This is a genomic window from Sphaerisporangium corydalis, assembly GCF_025506355.1.
GTDB classification, from domain to species: Bacteria; Actinomycetota; Actinomycetes; order Streptosporangiales; family Streptosporangiaceae; genus Sphaerisporangium; species Sphaerisporangium corydalis.
On record NZ_JANZYP010000031.1, the window covers coordinates 22,277 to 39,983 of the forward strand.

18 protein-coding genes are annotated in these 17,707 nt (G+C 72.0%); 7 read left to right on the top strand and 11 right to left on the bottom strand.

Features of this window, described 5'->3' with window-relative positions; genetic code table 11:
* Nucleotides 1-54: 54 nt before the first annotated feature.
* Nucleotides 55-960, top strand: coding sequence for a GNAT family N-acetyltransferase (locus NYZ98_RS21360; RefSeq protein WP_262844615.1), 906 nt, complete (start codon nt 55-57; stop codon nt 958-960).
* Nucleotides 961-1,091: 131 nt separating this feature from the next.
* Here the strand turns inward: NYZ98_RS21360 and NYZ98_RS21365 are convergent, their stop codons facing one another.
* The 3 genes from NYZ98_RS21365 to NYZ98_RS21375 form a co-directional block, all read right to left on the bottom strand.
* Entirely contained in the window at nt 1,092-1,313 is a 222-nt protein-coding gene (locus NYZ98_RS21365) for a DUF397 domain-containing protein (protein ID WP_262844616.1), read from the bottom strand.
* Nucleotides 1,314-1,342: 29 nt separating this feature from the next.
* The gene (locus NYZ98_RS21370; RefSeq protein WP_262844678.1) at nt 1,343-2,167 is read right to left on the bottom strand and encodes a helix-turn-helix domain-containing protein; all 825 of its coding nucleotides are present in this window, start codon (nt 2,165-2,167) and stop codon (nt 1,343-1,345) included.
* Between the two features lie 157 nt (nt 2,168-2,324).
* On the bottom strand, nt 2,325-3,260 hold the full coding sequence (locus NYZ98_RS21375) for a class I SAM-dependent methyltransferase (protein ID WP_262844617.1): 936 nt from the start codon (nt 3,258-3,260) through the stop codon (nt 2,325-2,327).
* Nucleotides 3,261-3,599: 339 nt separating this feature from the next.
* Here NYZ98_RS21375 and NYZ98_RS21380 point away from each other — a divergent pair, with 339 nt between their 5' ends.
* Complete coding sequence (locus NYZ98_RS21380; protein WP_262844618.1) at nt 3,600-4,592, top strand: DNA topoisomerase IB; 993 nt, start codon at nt 3,600-3,602, stop codon at nt 4,590-4,592.
* Between the two features lie 88 nt (nt 4,593-4,680).
* Entirely contained in the window at nt 4,681-5,106 is a 426-nt protein-coding gene (locus tag NYZ98_RS21385) for a hypothetical protein (protein ID WP_262844619.1), read from the top strand.
* 478 nt (nt 5,107-5,584) lie between these two features.
* Here NYZ98_RS21385 and NYZ98_RS21390 read toward each other — a convergent pair whose 3' ends face one another.
* Both NYZ98_RS21390 and NYZ98_RS21395 read right to left on the bottom strand, forming a co-directional pair.
* Nucleotides 5,585-6,229: a response regulator gene (locus NYZ98_RS21390; protein ID WP_262844620.1), complete on the bottom strand. Its 645-nt coding sequence runs from the start codon at nt 6,227-6,229 to the stop codon at nt 5,585-5,587.
* Nucleotides 6,220-7,365, bottom strand: a complete 1,146-nt coding sequence (locus tag NYZ98_RS21395; protein ID WP_262844621.1) for a sensor histidine kinase — start codon at nt 7,363-7,365, stop codon at nt 6,220-6,222. The genes NYZ98_RS21390 and NYZ98_RS21395 overlap by 10 nt, the downstream gene beginning before the upstream one ends.
* A 110-nt stretch (nt 7,366-7,475) precedes the next feature.
* Here NYZ98_RS21395 and NYZ98_RS21400 point away from each other — a divergent pair, with 110 nt between their 5' ends.
* Nucleotides 7,476-8,954 (top strand): serine hydrolase domain-containing protein, encoded by a 1,479-nt coding sequence (locus NYZ98_RS21400; RefSeq protein WP_262844622.1) that lies wholly within the window; start codon nt 7,476-7,478, stop codon nt 8,952-8,954.
* Between the two features lie 21 nt (nt 8,955-8,975).
* On the opposite strand, the gene NYZ98_RS21405 is transcribed toward NYZ98_RS21400, so the two are convergent.
* Nucleotides 8,976-9,680, bottom strand: coding sequence for a TetR/AcrR family transcriptional regulator (locus NYZ98_RS21405; protein ID WP_262844623.1), 705 nt, complete (start codon nt 9,678-9,680; stop codon nt 8,976-8,978).
* 88 nt (nt 9,681-9,768) lie between these two features.
* Between NYZ98_RS21405 and NYZ98_RS21410 the strand changes: the two genes are divergently transcribed.
* Nucleotides 9,769-10,629 (top strand): NAD(P)H-binding protein, encoded by an 861-nt coding sequence (locus tag NYZ98_RS21410; protein ID WP_262844624.1) that lies wholly within the window; start codon nt 9,769-9,771, stop codon nt 10,627-10,629.
* Nucleotides 10,630-10,657: 28 nt separating this feature from the next.
* On the opposite strand, the gene NYZ98_RS21415 is transcribed toward NYZ98_RS21410, so the two are convergent.
* Nucleotides 10,658-11,056 carry a hypothetical protein gene (locus NYZ98_RS21415; protein WP_262844625.1) on the bottom strand — a complete coding sequence of 133 codons (399 nt, stop codon included), beginning with the start codon at nt 11,054-11,056 and terminating at the stop codon, nt 10,658-10,660.
* 88 nt (nt 11,057-11,144) lie between these two features.
* Between NYZ98_RS21415 and NYZ98_RS21420 the strand changes: the two genes are divergently transcribed.
* Together NYZ98_RS21420 and NYZ98_RS21425 are read left to right on the top strand one after the other, a co-directional pair.
* Nucleotides 11,145-12,104 carry an IS481 family transposase gene (locus tag NYZ98_RS21420; protein ID WP_262844626.1) on the top strand — a complete coding sequence of 320 codons (960 nt, stop codon included), beginning with the start codon at nt 11,145-11,147 and terminating at the stop codon, nt 12,102-12,104.
* Between the two features lie 262 nt (nt 12,105-12,366).
* A complete protein-coding gene (locus NYZ98_RS21425; protein ID WP_262844679.1) occupies nt 12,367-12,486 on the top strand; it encodes a CGNR zinc finger domain-containing protein in 120 nt (39 codons plus the stop codon).
* 32 nt (nt 12,487-12,518) lie between these two features.
* Here NYZ98_RS21425 and eda read toward each other — a convergent pair whose 3' ends face one another.
* Genes eda through zwf form a run of 4 tightly spaced genes read right to left on the bottom strand, consistent with a single transcriptional unit; the run spans nt 12,519 to nt 17,579 of the window.
* Entirely contained in the window at nt 12,519-13,136 is a 618-nt protein-coding gene (eda, locus tag NYZ98_RS21430; protein ID WP_262844627.1) for a bifunctional 4-hydroxy-2-oxoglutarate aldolase/2-dehydro-3-deoxy-phosphogluconate aldolase, read from the bottom strand.
* On the bottom strand, nt 13,133-14,179 hold the full coding sequence (locus NYZ98_RS21435; RefSeq protein WP_380706363.1) for a glucokinase: 1,047 nt from the start codon (nt 14,177-14,179) through the stop codon (nt 13,133-13,135). Before NYZ98_RS21435 ends, eda begins: the two co-directional genes overlap by 4 nt.
* Nucleotides 14,176-16,146 (bottom strand): phosphogluconate dehydratase, encoded by a 1,971-nt coding sequence (edd, locus tag NYZ98_RS21440; protein ID WP_262844628.1) that lies wholly within the window; start codon nt 16,144-16,146, stop codon nt 14,176-14,178. The genes NYZ98_RS21435 and edd overlap by 4 nt, the downstream gene beginning before the upstream one ends.
* Nucleotides 16,143-17,579, bottom strand: a complete 1,437-nt coding sequence (gene zwf / locus NYZ98_RS21445) for a glucose-6-phosphate dehydrogenase (RefSeq protein ID WP_262844681.1) — start codon at nt 17,577-17,579, stop codon at nt 16,143-16,145. The genes edd and zwf overlap by 4 nt, the downstream gene beginning before the upstream one ends.
* Nucleotides 17,580-17,707 lie beyond the last annotated feature (128 nt).

The window sequence follows — 17,707 nt, forward strand, 5'->3', positions numbered from 1 at the left end:
GGTATCGGCGTCCGACGGTTCTCGGAGGGGATGCGCGTGTCGGTGACGTCCGCCATGAGCGGTCTGGAAATGGTGCGGGGCCTGCAGGAGAGGGCCGCCCGGGCCCTCCCTGCGGAGCGGGTCGAGGACGCCGGGGGCTGGTGGCTGCGCCACGCCCCCCGCTGCGCCTGGTGGGTGGGAACGGTGCTACCCCACGCCGACGCGGCACCGGGCGAACTGACCCGCCGCGTCGCCGAGGCCGAGGACTTCTACGCCGCCCTCGGCGCCCCCACGCGATTCCAGGTCAGCCCACCGGCCTGCCCCGAGACCCTCGACACCATCCTCGCGGCCCGCGGCTACCGCCTCGAAGGCCCGGTGGCCATCCAGACCGCCCCCACCACCCACATCCTCAACCAGACATCACCGACCCCCGCCCTGGAAGCGTCACCCGCGCCTGCCCTGGAAGGGAAGTCGAACGTCCCTGCCCTGGAAGAGGCGCCTAGCTCGAAAGAGGCGCCGACAGTGCCTGGCTCGGAGGGGGCGTTGACGGCGCCTGCTCCTGAGTCGGCGGCGAACGTGCTGCGGATCCGGCTGGACGAGGGTCCGACCCATGCGTGGTTCGAGGTCTGGCACGCCGTGCAGGGCCACGGCGGCGACCCTCGTGCCGAATGGGACCTGCTCGGCCGCGTGGAAGGACCGCGCGCCTACGCCAGTGCGCTGCTCGGGGACGAGGTAGTGGCGGTGGGCCGCACGGTCGCCGACACCGGCTGGGCGGGCGTGTTCGGAATGGCCACCCTCCCCCAGGCCCGAGGCCGGGGCGCCGCCCGCGCCGTACTCGCCGCCCTGGCAGGCTGGGCCGCCGCCCACGACGCCCCCCACATGTACCTCCAGGTGGAGTGCGACAACACCCCCGCCCTGCGCCTCTACGAACGAGCGGGCTTCACCGAACTCTGCGCCTACCACTACCGCACCACGGACTGACCGTCACTACAGACTGAGTCGGCTTCAGTACTACAGCCGACCCTGAAACCGTACGAAGGCCTCCGCTCTGATGACCACCGGGCGAGGTGGGCTCTCAGGGATGACCCGCCGGGCGGGATAGGCCACAGACCTCAGGCGGGAATGCTCCCGCGCTTAAGGCCGTCCAGAAACGCCGCCCACCCACCAGGCTCGACGACGACCACCGCCCCGCTCGCGTTCTTGCTGTCACACACGGCCCTGACACCCGGTATGGTTCCCGCGACCTCCACGCACTCCCCGCCGCTGCCGTTACTGTGACTGCTCTTACGCCACTCCGCGCGGGACAGGTCTCCGGCTGGATTCCTCGCGCCCATCCCGCACCACCTTCTCGTCAATGTCGCGCTCACTCGTCGTACACCTGCTCGATCAGCGCCCGGGAAGCATCGATCGGCAGCGCTGTCGCACGTAGATGGTCAAACATCAGCGTATATGAATCAACTTCACGCTTCTTCTCCAGATAAAGACTGCCTGTCGGGTACTCGATATAAACGACATCATCGGCCCCGGCCTCGAAGTCGATGATGCGGAAGCCGCCACCCATCGCGGGATGCGCTCCTACCGAGAACGGGAGTATCTGAAGGGTCAGATTGCGCATCTTGGTCGCGTCGATGAGCCGGGCGAGCTGCGCACCCATGACTTCAGGACCTCCCACCATCCGGCGGATGACCGCTTCGTTGACCACCATCCACAACCGAGGCGCCTCATCGGTGAGAAGCAGTTCTTGCCGGGCCATGCGCACGGCGACCATCTGCTCGATCTCCGTCTCACCCACCCCGATCTGCACGGCACGGTGCAGCGCGAGGGCGTACTCCTCTGTCTGAAGCAGACCGGGGACGAACTCGGCCTCGTACACACGCAGCGATGACGCTTCGGACTCCAGCCCGAGGTACACCTGGAAGGACTCGGGCACCGCCTCCCCGTAAGCCTGCCACCAGCTTCGTTGCCGTGCTTCCCGCGCCAGGGCGAGCAGAGGTTCGGCCGCTTCCTTGGCCACCTCATAGAGCGCGAGCAATGCTCTGACGTCACTCGGCTGCGCCGCGCGTTTCGCCGTCTCGATCCGGCTCAGCTTCGTGGCGTGCCAGTCGATCTCCTCGGCCACCTGCTCAAGGGTGAACCCGCGCTCCTCACGGAGCTGCCGCAGTTCTGCGGCCAGGCGTCGGCGTCGCAGGACCTCTGGGCGTCGTCGAGCTTCCCGGGAGGGCCGGCGCGGTGGCGGTGGCCCGCGCGTTCGTACGAGAACTGCTCGGAGTGGAGGGGTACTCGGAGACATACGAGGTCGAGCTACTCTCCAGAAGCTCGTGATCCGTCAGTTGGCGTCCCCTGGGTCATTCGTCGTTGGCCAGTTGGAAGTGCCAGATGACCACGATCGGGATGCCGGATAGGGCCGCGAAGGCGGCTTCCGGGCACCAGTGCATGATGTCCCAGGAGCCGTGGGGCGGTGGTGGGTTCGGAGGGGGAGTGGCGGGGTGCAGGCGGAGGGGCGGGCGGCGGGGTTCCTCGCAGTGGCGGACCTGGAAACCCAGGGGGAGTGCCGCCGCGAGGTAGTCGCTCAGCGGACGGTAGTGGTCGGCGAGGAGGGCGGGCAGGCCGTCCGGGCCGGTGCGAAGGGTTCTCGGCTGCAGGTAGCCCGACAGCAGGTGGGGATCGGAGATGACCAGGTGGCCGCCGGGTCGCAGCACGCGGGCGAACTCGGCCAGCACCGCTCCCAGATCGGGCACGTGTACCAGGGCCAGCGCGCACACGACGGTGTCCACGGCGTCGTCGGGCAGCGGTAACCGGTTCACATCGGCCTGCGAGAGACGGACTCCAGGCAGGCGGGTTCTGGCCTGCGAGAGATGGGCTCCGGGCAGGCGGGTTTTGGCCTGGGCGAGCATCTCGGGAGAGCCGTCGACGCCGATGACCTGATGGCCGAGCCCGGCCAGGTAGGCGGTGTGCCGGCCGGTGCCGCACGCCGCGTCCAGCGCGACGCCGACGGGGAGGCCGTCCAGGACGCGGCGGACGACGGGCTGCTCGGAGTCGATCATCTGGTTGCCAGGGGTGTCGTAGTGCGAGGCCCATGTCCGATACACATCGCCCGATGAGATCGCACCGGGCTCCGCCGTCACGCCGTCCGCCTCCGCGAGGGCGGGGTCGTCGAGCAGCGCGCGGATCTCGCCGATCCGTGCCTCGACGAACTCCCGATCAGCGCCCTCCCGGAACCCGCGCAGCAGCGCGACACCCTCCAGGCCCAGCAGATACCCCAGCCGGCTCAGATGGATCATAGAACGACGGTAAACGCCCGGACGGCACCACGATCCACTGCGCGCCTCGGGGGCGGGTTCTCAGGTGAGCGTGCGCTCGGCGGGGCGCAGGGTCCTGTGCGGCTCGAAGCACAGGGACGGGGAGCGGCCTGGTATCGGCCCGACATTCGCTCGCCCAAGCATCTCCAGCGATCGGTGATCTTTCGTTAGACGCTCGTCCGGCGGGGCACGGGGTGAGGATGCCTGACGAACCACATCGGTCACCACCTGGGCAGACGCGGGGACATCCGGGCGGGGGCACGGCTCCCGAGCCCCGGGACGAGTCAGGCCGCCGGGCCACGCGCGGCCACGAGGGCTGAGATGTCCGTGTTGCGGACCAGCGACCCGGCCGAGCCCGGCATCACCCGGCGGCGGCGCGGGCGGTCGTTCTCATACGCCCACGCCGACGGCCGCCAGGTGAAGGACCGGCGCACCCTCGACCGGATCAGGGCGCTGGCCCTGCCGCCCGCCTGGCGGGAGGTGTGGATCTGCCGCGATCCCCGTGGCCACATCCAGGCCATCGGCACCGACGCCGCCGGCAGGCGCCAGTACCGCTACCACGACGTGTGGCGCCAGGAACAGGACCTGGCCAAGTTCGCCAGGGTCGGCGTTCTCGCCGAACGGCTGCCCGACTTCCGGAAGAAGGTCCAGGCGGACCTGGACCAGAAGGGCCTCGGCCGGGACCGGGTGCTCGCGGCGGCCGCCCGGATGCTGGACATCGGCCTGTTCCGGGTCGGCGGCGAGGCCTACGAGTCGTTCGGGCTGGCCACCTTGCGCATGGAGCACGTGAGGTGCTCGACCGGCCGGGTGACGTGCGCGTACCCGGCCAAGGGCGGCAAGCGGCGCGAGATCGAGTTTCTCGACCCGGACGTGTGCGAGGTGATCGCCGCCCTGCACGACACCCATGCCAAGGGCGAGTTGCTCCGCTACGAGCACGACGGCGGCTGGGCCGACGTCCGGAGCGACGACATCAACGCCTACCTGCGTGAACGCTTCGAGACCGACGTGAGCGCCAAGGACTTCCGCACCTGGCACGCCACGGTGTTCGCCGCCGTCGGCCTGGCCGTCTCCAAACGGGTGCGCACCCGGACGGGCCGCCGCAAGGCGATCGCCCGGGTCATGAAGGAGGTGGCCGACCACCTCGGCAACACCCCGGCGGTCGCCCGCGCCTCCTACGTGGACCCGCGCGTGATCACCGCCTACGAACACGGGAAGACCATCGACCGCGCGCTCGGCGACCTCGGCGAGGAGAACGCCCCCGCCACCCACGGCGCCGCCGAACGCGCGGTCATCTCCCTGCTCAAACGCGCCTGAACGAGGTCGACCACGACCGACCGGACGTACGGTCCCCCGGAGAACGGCGGGAAGCGCCTACCCGGCCACCCTGGGGCAGGAGGTGGCCGTGAACGAATCGCCTTCCGCCCGCCGGCGACGCCATGGCCGCCCACGCTCATGGATATCCGTCGCCGTCTTCGTGATCGTCTTCTGCGTGTGCGGGCTGGCGCGCATCATCGTCGATATGGATTCGCCGTCACTGCCGAGCTCGTCCATTGTCGAACAGTCGGAGATCTTGAGCAGAATTGCATTGCTGGGGTTACTATTTTTGCGCCATATGCGGAGTCGGCGTATCGGAGCCGTGCGGCGGTTCTGGCCGGCTCAGCCTCTTCGGGACGGTCGCCGCCCTGGCACCCGGACGCTGGCGGACTTCCGGCCGTCTCCCCGTCCTGAGCTGACGGTGAAGGTCCCTCCTCGGAACACGAACACCAACAGGATGACCGCCAGCCAGATCGCGCTGGTCACGGCGATGGCGATGCTCACCCACGGATAGTCCTGCCAGGTCGCTACTGCGGTGACGGTGGGTGCCACCGAGAGTAACGCTCCCTTGCCCAATTTCATGCACAGTCCCTTCGCCACGGAGAGACCGAAGGACGCATCCGAAAGACCAGAATTCGTGTTGCGGGCAGGGTAAACTGGTCAGTGTAAACGCCCTGTTTACGGTCGGAGGTTCGTCCTTCGGCGAGAATGCGCCGGATCGTTGACGCGGTCCGGCGCATTCAATTTAGCCGCCATGGCGGATCGAGACGTTCAGATCCAGGGGTTGGTTGACCGGCGGCTCCAAAATAGCCTGAGTAGGTCAGTTTGCCAGGGTTCGAGCTGTGATAGTGACTAGCTCTTTCGTGCCATGCGCACCAACAGTCACTCGTAGGACTAGCCGAGTGCGGACACGTGATCTTGCCAGGTTGCTGCAGACATATGCGTGGGAAACCAAAGAAGGCGACAGGGCGTCGGCCGATCGAGTCCGGCGCTCAGGTGTCGAGGTAGTGGAGGATGGCGAGGACTCGGCGGCTGTAGTCGGGGTCGCGGGGGAGTTTTAGTTTGTCCATGAGGGAGTTGATGTGTTTTTCGACGGTGCTCAGGGAGACGTGGAGGCGTTCGGCGATCGCCGTGTTGACGTAGCCTTGGGCGAGGTGGCGCAGGACCTCGGTCTCGCGTGGGCTCAGGGTGTTCAGTGGGTCGGCGTGGGTGGTGCGGGAGAGGAGCTGGCGGACCACCTCGGGGTCGAAGACCGTGCCGCCCGCGCGTACGCGCTCCAGCGCGCCGAGGAAGTCGGCCACCTCCGAGACGCGGTCCTTGAGCAGGTAGCCCAGCCCGCCGGCGTCGCCTGACAGGAGCCTGGCCGCGTAGGTCTTCTCGACGTACTGCGACAGGACGAGCACCCCGACGTCGGGGTGGCGCTCGCGGATGTCCAGGGCCGCGCGCAGCCCCTCGTCGGTGTGCGTCGGCGGCATGCGCACGTCGATCACCGCCACGTCGGGCGGGCTTTCGCCGACCACGCCGAGCAGGGCCTGCCCGTCGCCGACGGCGGCCACGACCTCGTGCCCGGCGTCGGCGAGCAACCGGGTCAGCCCCTCGCGGAGCAGTACCGAGTCGTCGGCCAGGATCACCCGCACGCGACGTCCCTGGGCAGCGTGGCCGCGATCCTGGTCGGCCCGCCCGGCGGGCTGTCGACGGTGAACGCGCCGTCCAGGGCCCGGACGCGCCTGGCGAGCCCGGACAGTCCCCCACCGGAGGGGGCGGCGCCGCCCGCGCCGTCGTCGGAGACCGTCACGCTCACGGTCCGCTCGTCCTCGTCCACCGTGACCAGGATGTCACGCGCGCCCGCGTGCTTGACCGCGTTGGTGATCGCCTCGCGGACGATGAAGTACAGGGCCGTCTCGATCTCGGAGACGGGCCGTCCGGACAGCCCGTAGCGCACGGTCACCGGCACGCCGGCCCGCTCGGCGATGCCCGTGAGCGCGGCGCGCAGTCCCAGCTCGTCGAGCGCGGTCGGGTAGATCCGCCACGCCACGCTGCGCAGTTCGTCCAGGAGCCGGCGCGACTCTGCGTACGCCTGGGCGACCAGTTCGCCGGCCTTGGCCGGGTCGGTGGTGTGCCGGGCGCGGCCGAGCAGCAGGGCCAGCGCGACCCCCTGCTGCTGGACGCCGTCGTGCAGGTCGCGCTCGATCCTGCGCCGCTCGTCGTCCACGGCGCGGACGATGTCCGACCGGGTGGCGGTCAGCTCGGCGATGCGCCGGCGCATCCGCTCCTCGCCGCCCGGCCCGAGGACCCGGTCGGCGAGGGAGCGGTCCGCGGCACCGGCGGCGAGGGCGACGGCCAGGGTCAGTACCAGCAGGAACCCCCCGGTCAGCAGCGCCACGACGCCGATGTTGCTGACCACCTTCACACCGGGGAGGTCGAACGGTACGGACCGGCTCTCGCCGGTGAGCAGGTCCCACGACCCTCCCAGCAGGAGCAGCCCGCTGAGGAACAGCCCGGCGGCCACGGCGTACCCGGTCGCGAGCCCGGCGGCGGCGCGCACGGCGAGGAAGCCGTACCCGCCACCGGCCGGAGGTGCCTGGTGCCCCAGCCACGTGGCGAGCCGTGCGCGTTCGAGTGCCAGCAGCCGTCCGGCGATCCGGTCGAAGGCGGGCCGCGCCGCCGGGATCAGCCGGGCCGGCACGGCCACGCAGAGGAACACCACCTCGGCCACGCTCAGGACCGCGCCCGCCAGCAGTCCCACCAGAGTGCGCACCCCACGACCCGACACGGCCGCAGTCTAGGCTGCGCCCCACCCGCGCGGGCATGGTGGTTTCCCGTAACGAACGCGGAGGATTCTCCCAATGGTGCGTGGGGGAGGGGCCTCAGTACCTTCGGCCGGTGCTCCCCACCACCCTTGCCGCGATCTGTCTCGCCCTGCTCCCCACCATCTCCGCGCCGTCCCCGGCGGCCCACGCGCGGGGCGCTGGGGTTTCCGCGCCGACTCCGGCGGTCCACGCGCCGTCTCCGGCGTCGGTTCCGGCGTCGGTCGACTCCTATGTCGAGCGGTACCGCGCGGCCACGGGCCTGCCGGGCGTCGAGGTCGCGATCACGAAGGGGGACAAGGTCCTCCACGCCACCGGATACGGCCGGACCGCCACGGGCGAGCCCGTCACCGCCGACACCCCCATGGCGATGGCGTCGGTCAGCAAGTCCTTCACCGCCCTGGCCGTCCTGCGGCTGGCCGATCAGGGCAGGCTCGCCCTGGACCAGCCGGTGCGCCGCTACCTGCCCGAGTTCACGATGGCCGACCCCCGGGCCGCGAAGATCACGGTGCGGCAGCTGCTCGACCAGACCTCGGGCATGGCCGACTCGGCCTTCCACGAAAGGAGCCTGCCCCAGCCGCACACCCTCCAGGGCGCCGTGGCCCGGCTCAGGACGGCGAGACTCGCCGCCGATCCCGGGACCGCCTTCAGCTACCACAACACCAACTACCAGGTCGCCGCGCGGCTCGTCGAAGTGGCCGGCGGCCTGCCGTTCGCGGCCTACCTCGAAGCGCAGGTGTTCCGGCCCCTCGGCATGGACCACAGCACGACCGTCGACACCGATCGTGACCTGCCCCCCAGCGCCCGCGGCCACCTGTACGTCCTCGGCCGGGCCGTGGCCCTGCCGGAGCCCACCGGGTTCGGGAACGGCTCAGGCGGGGTCATCAGCACCGCGAACGACATGGCCAGGTGGCTGATCGCGCAGAACGGGGGTCTCACGGGCCTGCTGTCCCCGCGGGCCGTACGGGAGATGCGCACCCCGTCGAAGCAGAACGGGGAGTACGCCCTCGGCTGGATGATCGGCGAGACCGGCCGGGGCACCCCCGTGCTCGAACACGGCGGAGACCTGCACACCTCCACCGCTCACCAGCTCCTGATGCCGTCCTCCGGTTACGGCGTCGCCGTCATGGCCAACACCGGCGCGGCCTTCGCCGACGCGCACACCCTCATGAACGGCATCGTCGCCATCATCGAGGGCGGCACCCCTGAGCCGCCCTCCCCGCAGGACTGGATCATCATCGACGCGTTCTTCGCGCTGCTGACGCTGGTGACCATCGGGCTCGCGGCGCGGGGCACCGTACGCGCCCGGCGCTGGGCCGCCCGCCGCACCGGACGGCGGCTGTGGCGACTGGCACCGTACCTGGTCCCGCTCCTGTCGTGCCTGACGATCGTCCCGATCCATCGCGTACTGGCACGCGGCCGCGACGCCGGCTGGATCCAGCTCGCCTACATCTACCCGACGTTCATGATCTGGCTGGTGACGGCCACGGCCGCGTGCCTCACGGTCGTGGCGGCACGTCTCTGGCGCGTCGCACGGCCCGGTTCGTCCCCGTGAGGAGGCACGCCGATCGCGGTTTCAGCCGGCGGCCCGGTCCAGCCACTCCGACAGCAGGGTGCGTTCGGCGGCGGTGAGGGTTGTCAGGTCCGGGGCCAGGGCCCGGAACGCGACGGCGGCCGCGGCCGGGCCGTCGGCGGGGAGCGCCGGCGCGTCGGTGAGGATCGACCGGGTCACCGCCTCGTACATCGCGTCGGCGAGGCCGGGGTCGCGATGCTCCGGCGGGGTGGCGAGCAGGGTGAGCACGGCGCCGGTGCCGGCGGCGTGGATGAGTTCCACGGCGCGCCGTTCGCTGACCCGCAGCCGGCCGATCGCCGCGACGCGGCGCACCCGGGCGCGCAGCACCTCCAGGCCGGCCGCCGCCGCCGGTGACCTGGTCCCCCGGGCGGGGTCGGTGAGGAGACCGAACAGGGCCGCGTTGGCGAGGCCGAAGCCGATGTGCGTGTCCCACCCCGCCCGCAGGTCCGCGACCGGGTCGCCGTCGTCCTCGGCGAGGGTCTTGACGGCGACGTAGGTGGCGAGGACGTGTTCGGCGACGGCGTCGAGCAGCGCGTCCTTGTCCTCGAAGAACCGGTAGATGGTCGGCGCCTGCATACCGGCGGCCTGCGCGACCGCGCGGGTGGTGACCGCGCCCGCGCCGTGCTCACGCAGGAGCCGCGCCGCGCACTCCACGATGGTCGCCCGCGTCTTGTGCCGGCCGGCGCTGTCCGTTCTGACCTCCACCATGATTCCAATGGTAGCGCCTTCTTGCTACCGCCGTTGCTAACAATGGTAGCGTTAAAGTCGTTCCGTTGTTAGCAGGAGGGATTAAATCATGATCATCGTTACCGGAGGAACCGGCAAGCTCGGCTCCCAGATCGTCGGACGGCTGCTCGAACGGGTCCCGGCCGACCAGGTCGGCGTGAGCGTCCGCGACACCGGCCGCGCCGGCGACCTGGCCCGGCGCGGGGTACGGGTCCGGCGCGGCGACTTCACCGACCCCGGCTCCCTCGCCGCCGCGTTCGAAGGCGCGACGCGGGTGCTCGTCGTCTCGACCGACGGGACGGGCGAGGCGGCGCTCGCCCAGCACACCGCGGCGATCGACGCCGCTCGCGACGCCGGCGCCGGGCGCGTCCTGTACACCAGCCACCAGGGCGCCGCCGAGGACTCCCTGTTCGCGCCGATGCCCGACCACGCCGCCACCGAGCAGTACCTGTCCAAGACCGGCGCACCGTTCACGGCGCTGCGGAACGGGTTCTACGCCGACACCGTCCGGCACCTGCTCGGCCGGGCGCTCGACACCGGCGAACTCGTCGCGCCCGCCGACGGGCCGGTGTCCTGGACCGCGCACGCCGACCTCGCCGAGGCGGCGGCGGTCATCCTCGCCGAGGGCCGGTACGACGGCCCGACCCCGCCGCTGACCGCGCCGGACGCGCTCGACCTCGCGGACATCGCCGGAATCGTCACCGAACTCACCGGACGCGCCGTCCGCCGCGTCGTCGCCGACGACGCCGAGTGGACGGCCACCATGATCGGCCACGGCGTGCCCGCCGGCCAGGCGGACATGCTGCTCGGCATGTTCCACGCCTCCCGCCGAGGAGAGTTCGCCACCACCGGCCCGGAACTGGAGACCCTCCTCCAGCGGCCGGCCACCCCGCTCCGCTCACTCCTGAAGACCCTCACCACCCGGCCGTGAGCTGAGGGCGTGGCACCGGCGGCCGGCGTCAGGATCGCCGCAGGTGCGCGAGGAGCCAGGAGAGTTCGAGGTCCCGCGCCGTCAGGAGGGCGGCCTCGCGCAGGTCCCGGCCCTCCCTGCCCGCCGGCAGGACGTCCGCGAGGGCCGCGGCGGCCGCCGCCGTCTGGGGGCGCGCGCCCAGGGCGGAGCGCAGGACATATGACCTGCGGAGCAGCGTGACGGCCTCGGCGTGGTCGCTTCGCAGCAGGTGGAAGCCCTGATGGCGGGCCACGTAGGACTCCAGCAGGTGATCGCCGGGCGTGTGGACGGCGGCGGCCGCGTAGTGTTCCGCCGCTGAGGCCGGATCCTTGGCGACGTTGTCGGCGAGCGCACCGAGCCAGAACCGTCCCCATCCGGCGAGGTCGCTCTGTCTAGCTGTATTGACCACGAGCGTTGTTGACAGTTGGGCTTGATCAATGGGAAGACCTCCGGTGTGGTGGAGGTGTCTAGGCTCCACACCACGCACGGAGGTCTTCGTGTCCCACCGTAATGCCCGGTTGACCGTTCACGGCAGGCAGCTGCTGGTCCAGCGGGTGCTGTCGGGGCGTCCGGTCGCGCATGTGGCCGCTGAGATGGGCATCTCCCGGCCCACCGCCTACAAATGGGTCCGCCGCTGGCGCCAGGAAGGCCAGGCCGGGCTGTACGACCGGCCCAGCCGTCCGCACACCACCCCGCATCGCACCCCCGCCCACATCGAGACCCAGGTATGCCTGCTGCGCACCACACGCAAGCTCGGCCCCGCACGCATCGGCCCGATCCTGGGCCTGCCACCCTCCACCGTGCACCGCATCCTCACCCGCCACCGCCTCAACCGGCTGACCTTCCTGGACCGCCCGACCGGGCAGCCGATCCGCCGCTACCAGCGCGACCGGCCCGGCGAACTGATCCACGTGGACGTCAAAAAACTCGGCCGTATCCCCGACGGCGGCGGCTGGCACATCCACGGCCGCGACCAGCGCGCCCACCACCACCGCCCCACCGTCGGCTACGACTACATCCACTCCGCCGTCGATGACCACACCCGCCTGGCCTACAGCGAAATCCACCCCGACGAAAAGGCCACCACCTGCGCCGGCTTCCTACGCCGCGCCGCCGCCTTCTTCGCCGGCCTCGGCATCCCCGCCATCGAACGCGTGCTGACCGACAACGCCCTGGCCTACCGAACCAGCACCGCCTGGCGTCACGCCCTGGCCGACCTGGGCGCGACCGGCAAACACACCCGCCCCTACCGCCCCCAGACCAACGGCAAGGTCGAACGCTTCAACCGCACCCTGCTCGACGAATGGGCCTACCAACGGCCCTACACCACCAACGACCAACGCACCGCAGCCCTGCAAGACTTCCTGCACACCTACAACCACCACCGCTGCCACACCGCACTCCAAGGACAACCCCCGATCACCCGCGTCAACAACCCTCCGGGTCAATACATCTAGCGGCGGATTCGAAGCCGCGCCGTGCGGTGTCCGCGTCGTCCGGGCGCGGCTCGAGGTCGAACAGGACGCGGGTGTAGGCGAGCTGGGCACGCAGGTAGGAGGTCATCACGCCCTCCGGCAAGGAGTCGATCAGCGCCCCGGCCTCGGTGCCCCCCTCGTGGCGCCACCAGAACCGGTCGACCAGGATCTCCGCGCGGCGAGTGGTCTCCGTACTCGGAAGCAGAGCCAGCGCGTGGTCCCAACGCCCGGACCGGAACAGGACGTGGGGGCGTCGGACAGTTACATCGACCGGTCTCGCAACCGCAGCCGGCGCTTCTGCTCCGGCGCGTGCGCCAGCCGGACCACGGTGGCCGCCCACCGTGCGCGGTCCCGTGCACGATGACGCCCTGGCCACAGGCGCGTCGCGTCAGCCGGTCAGGAGCGTCCGAGGGCGGCGGCTTCGGTGGCCAGGTTCTGGATGTGGGCGTAGTCGCCGGTGGCCAGGGCGGCGGCGGGGGTGAGCCAGGTGCCGCCGACGCAGCCGACGTTCGGGAGCGCCAGGTAGTCGGGGGCCGTCTCTAGACGAATGCCGCCCGTCGGGCAGAAGCGCACCTCCGGGATCGGACCGGCGAGCGCCTTGAGGTAGGCGACGCCGCCGGCCGGGCCGGCGGGGAAGAACTTCAGCTCGGTCAGGCCGCGCTCGGCCAGTGCCAGCACCTCGGACGCGGTCGCCGCGCCCGGCAGGAACGGCACCCCGCTGTCCACCATGGCGTCGACCAGGGACGGCGTCGTGCCGGGGCTGACCAGGAACCCGGCGCCCGCCTTGACCGAGGCGGCCACGTCCGCCGGGGTGCGCACCGTGCCCGCGCCGATGACGGCGTCCGGGACCTCGGCGGCGATCCGCTCGATGGCGTCCAGGGCGCACGCGGTGCGGAGCGTCACCTCGATGACCGGGAGCCCGCCCGCCACGAGCGCCCGGGCGAGCGGGACCGCCGTCTCCACGTCGTCGATCACGACGACCGGGACGACAGGGGCGAGGTCGAGGATGGTCACGGGTTCGCACTCCTTGCGGACGATGATCCGGGGGTTTCGAGGGGGGTTCGCCGCTGGTGGGCGGTGTGCTTGTGGTCGGTGGCGCGCTGGGCGAGCCAGGCGGCGGCGCCGGTCAGGGCGGGCTGGTCGGCGACGATCGCGGTGGTGGCGATCCCCGACAGATACCCCGACAGGACGAGGTTGGCCTCGAACCGGCGCCGGAAGTCGCTGTCCTGGACGCGCCCGACGATCCTCGGCACGATCCCCCCTCCGAGGTACACCCCGCCCCGCGCCCCCAGGGTGAGGGCGACGTTCGCCGCGAAGCTTCCCAGCAGCCCGCAGAACACCTCAACCGTACGCGCGCACAGGGAATCGTCCAGCCGGGCCACGATCTCGGAGGCGGGAAGCGGCGCGACCGGCGTGCCGCCGACCAGGGCGAGGCCGTGGCGCAGCCGGACCAGGCCGGGCCCGGACAGCAGGTGCTCGGCGTCCACGAACGGCATGCCGTCGGCCCGCAGCGCCCGGACGATCTCGATCTCCAGGGTGGTGACGGCGGGCGCCGACACGTGCCCGCCCTCGCCCGGTACGGGCACCCAGCCGCCTCGGGCGGGGACGAGCCCGGCGACGCCGAGCCCGGTGCCGGGGCCGAGCACCGCCTTGACCATGTCCGGCGCCGGGCCGGGGCCGCCGAGCGGTGCCAGGTCGTCCCCGCCGAGGTGCGGCAGGGCGAGCGCGAGCGCCTCGAAGTCGTTGAGCAGCTCGACGTGCGGGATGTCCAGCTCGGTGATCGAGCCCGTCCAGCCGGTGTTGGTGAGGTGGTAGCGGTCGGCGTTCACCGGGCCCGCGATGGCCAGGCACGCGGCCCCGGCCCGCACCCCGCCCGCGTGACCGGCCAGGTAGGTGCGCACCGCGTCCGGCAGGCCGCCGAACTCGGCCCCGGGCAGCACGGCGATCGACCCGGGACGGCCGCCGGGCCGGGTGACCAGGCCGAACCGCGCGTTGGTGCCGCCGATGTCGGCGACCAGCCACGGCCGTCCCGGCGAGGGCGGATCGATCACGGTCACGCGCGGCCCTCCCCGGCGAGGGATTCGAGAGCCCCGTCCCGGCCCTGCCCGGCGGGGAACCCGAACGCGCCGCCGCCTTCCCTAAGAGCGTCTTCCCCCGCGCGGGACCCGAGAGCGCCCCCGCGCCCCTCGGCGCCGCTGAGGGCGAAGATCCCGGCGCCGCGTTCGGCCGGGCCGGCGGCGCGGCGGAAGGCGGCGAACAGCTCGCGCCCGGTGCCCACCCACTCGTCGTCGCGCAGGGCCCGCCCCTCCGGCGTACGGCGGGCCAGCTCGTCGGCGGGGACCAGCAGGTCGAGCGTGCCGGTCGTGGAGTCGAGCCGGATCGGGTCGCCGTCCCTGACCAGCGAGATCGGGCCCCCGTCCGCCGCCTCGGGCGACAGGTGGATGGCGGCGGGCACCTTGCCCGACGCCCCGGACATGCGGCCGTCGGTGACCAGCGCCACCCGCTGCCCCCGGTCCAGCAGCACGGCCAGCGGCGGCGTCAGCTTGTGCAGTTCGGGCATGCCGTTGGCGCTGGGCCCCTGGTAGCGGATCACCGCGACGAAGTCCCGCGCGTCCAGCTCGCCCGCCGCGAACGCGGCGAGCAGCTCGGCCTGGTCGTCGAAGACCTTCGCCGGGGCCTCGATCACCAGGTGCTCCGGCTTGACCGCCGACACCTTGCTGACCGCGCGGCCGAGGTTCCCGCTGAGCATGTGGATGCCGCCGTCGGCGGAGAACGGCGCGGCGACCGGCCGCAGCACGTCGAGGTCCCCGCTGGCCGGGGGCCGCTCGGCCCACACGACCTCGCCCTCCTTCAGCTCCGGCCCGCTGCGGTACAGCCCGAGGCCCCGGCCCGCGACCGTCAGGACGTCCTCGTGCAGCAGCCCGGCGTCGAGCAGGTCGCCCATGAGGACCTGCATGCCGCCCGCCGCCTGGAAGTGGTTCACGTCGGCCTGCCCGTTGGGGTACATCCGGGTGAGCAGCGGGACGACGGCCGACAGCTCGGCGAGGTCGTCCCACAGCAGCTCGATGCCGGCGGCGGCAGCGATGGCGACCAGGTGCATGGTGTGGTTGGTCGACCCGCCGGTGGCCAGCAGAGCCACGACCGCGTTGACCACGGCCCTCTCGTCGACGACCTCGGCCACCGGGGTGTACTCGCCGCCGTGGGCGGTGATCTCGACGACGCGTCGCGCGGCGGCGCGGGTGAGGCCGTCCCGCAGCTCGGTGCCGGGGTTGACGAACGTCGTGCCCGGCAGGTGCAGGCCCATGACCTCCATGAGCACCTGGTTGGAGTTGGCGGTGCCGTAGAAGGTGCAGGTGCCGGGGGAGTGGTACGACTTGGCCTCGGCGTCCAGCATGGTGCCGCGCCCGATCTTGCCCTCGGCGAAGAGCTGGCGGGTCCTGGCCTTCACCTTGTTGGGCAGCCCGGAGGGCATCGGCCCGGCCGGCACGAAGATCGCCGGCAGGTGGCCGAAGTGCAGCGCGCCGATCAGCAGGCCCGGCACGATCTTGTCGCACACGCCGAGCAGCAGCGAGCCGTCGAACATGTCGTGCGACAGGGCGATGGCCGTGGCCATGGCGATGACCTCGCGGCTGTACAGGGACAGCTCCATCCCGGCCCGGCCCTGGGTGACGCCGTCGCACATCGCCGGGACGCCGCCGGCGAACTGCGCCACGCCGCCCGCCTCGCGCACGGCCTCCTTCAGCACGGCCGGGTAGGTCTCGAACGGCTGGTGGGCCGACAGCATGTCGTTGTAGGCGGACACGATCGCGACCCCGGGCTTGGAAGCGCCGCGCAGGTCCTGCTTGTCGCCCGGCGAGCAGGCGGCGAAGCCGTGGGCGAGGTTGGCGCAGCCCAGGCCCGCCCTGGCGGGCCCCTGCGCTCTGGCCTCGCGGGCGGCGGCGCCGACGCGGGCCAGGTAGGCGGTCCGGCTGCGCAGGCTGCGCTCGGTGAGCCGCTCGGTGACCTCCTTGACGGTGCGGTTCACGGCAGGTCCTCCTCGTGCCAGGCGCGGCCGCTGCGGCCGAGCATCTCGTGGGCGGCGGCGGGGCCGCTCGTGCCCGCCGGGTAGGGGTCGGGGGCGGTCCCGGCGGCCTCCCAGGTCGCGGCGATCGGGTCGATCCAGCTCCACGCGGCCTCGACCTCGTCGCGCCGCATGAACAGGGTCGGGTTGCCCGCGAGCACGTCCATGAGCAGCCGCTCGTACGCCTCGGGCACGCGGGTGCGGAACGTGTCGGCGAAGCTCAGGCTGAGCGGGACGGGCCGGGGGACGACCTCGCCCGCGCCGGGCTCCTTGGCCATGATGTGCAGGTGGATGCCCTCGCCCGGCTGGAGCCGCAGCACCAGGCGGTTGGGCCCGCCGCCGGGGAAGATCGAGTGCGGCACGTCCTTGAACTGGACGACGATCTCCGAGCGGCGGTACGGCATCCGCTTGCCGGTGCGCAGGTAGAACGGCACGCCCGCCCAGCGCCAGTTCTTGACCTCGGCGCGGACGGCGGTGAAGGTCTCCACGCGGTGCGAGGCGGTGGTCGGCGCGGTCTGGTCGGGCTCGTCGAGGTACCCCGGGCCCGCCTCGCCGGCGACGTACTGCCCGCGCACGGTGAACCGGTCGGCCTCGGTGCCGGTGATCGGCCGCAGGGCCTGGAGGACCTTGAGCTTCTCGTCGCGGATGGACTCGCGGTCGTTGCGTGACGGCGGCTCCATCGCGACCAGGCACAGCAGTTGCAGCAGGTGGTTCTGCACCATGTCGCGCAGCGCGCCCGCCTGGTCGTAGTACCCGCGCCGGCCCGGCGTGCCGACGGACTCGGCGACGGTGATCTGGACGTGGTCGATCCACAGGGAGTTCCAGATGGGCTCGAGGAACGCGTTGGCGAAGCGCAGCACGAGCAGGTTCTGGACGGTCTCCTTGCCCAGGTAGTGGTCGATGCGGAAGATCTGGTGCTCGCCGAAGATGGCGCCGACCTCGTCGTTGATCCGCCGCGCGCCGGCCAGGTCGCGGCCGAGCGGCTTCTCCAGCACGACCCGGGAGCGCGGGGTCACCAGCCCGGCATCGTGGACGCCCCGGCAGAACGGGCCGAACGTGGCCGGCGGGCTCGCCAGGTAGAAGATCCTCGCGGTGTCCTCCCGGCCGGCGAGCAGGTGGGTGAGCGCGGTCCAGCCGTCGCGGCGCGGGCCGCCCACGTCCAGGCTGACGTGGCGCAGCCGACCGAGGAACCGCTCCCAGCCCTCGGCGTCGTCGGCGTGCAGGCCGGGCCGCACCTCGGCCTCGACCTTCCCGCGGAAGCCGGCGTCGGTGAGCCCGCCGCGCGACAGGGCGATGACGCGGCTGCCCGGCGCGAGCCGGCCGTCGCGGTCGCTGTGGTAGAGCGCCGGGAGCAGTTTCCGCATGGACAGGTCGCCGGTGCCGCCGAAGACGATCAGGTCGGCCGCGTGCGCCTCGGGGCGACCGGTGGCCGCCGTGCCGGGGAGGCCGGCCGCCGACGGCGGGGCCGTGACGGCGCCCGGCGCGGCCACGGGCGGGGGCTCGTACGTGGTCGTGGTCGAGGTCT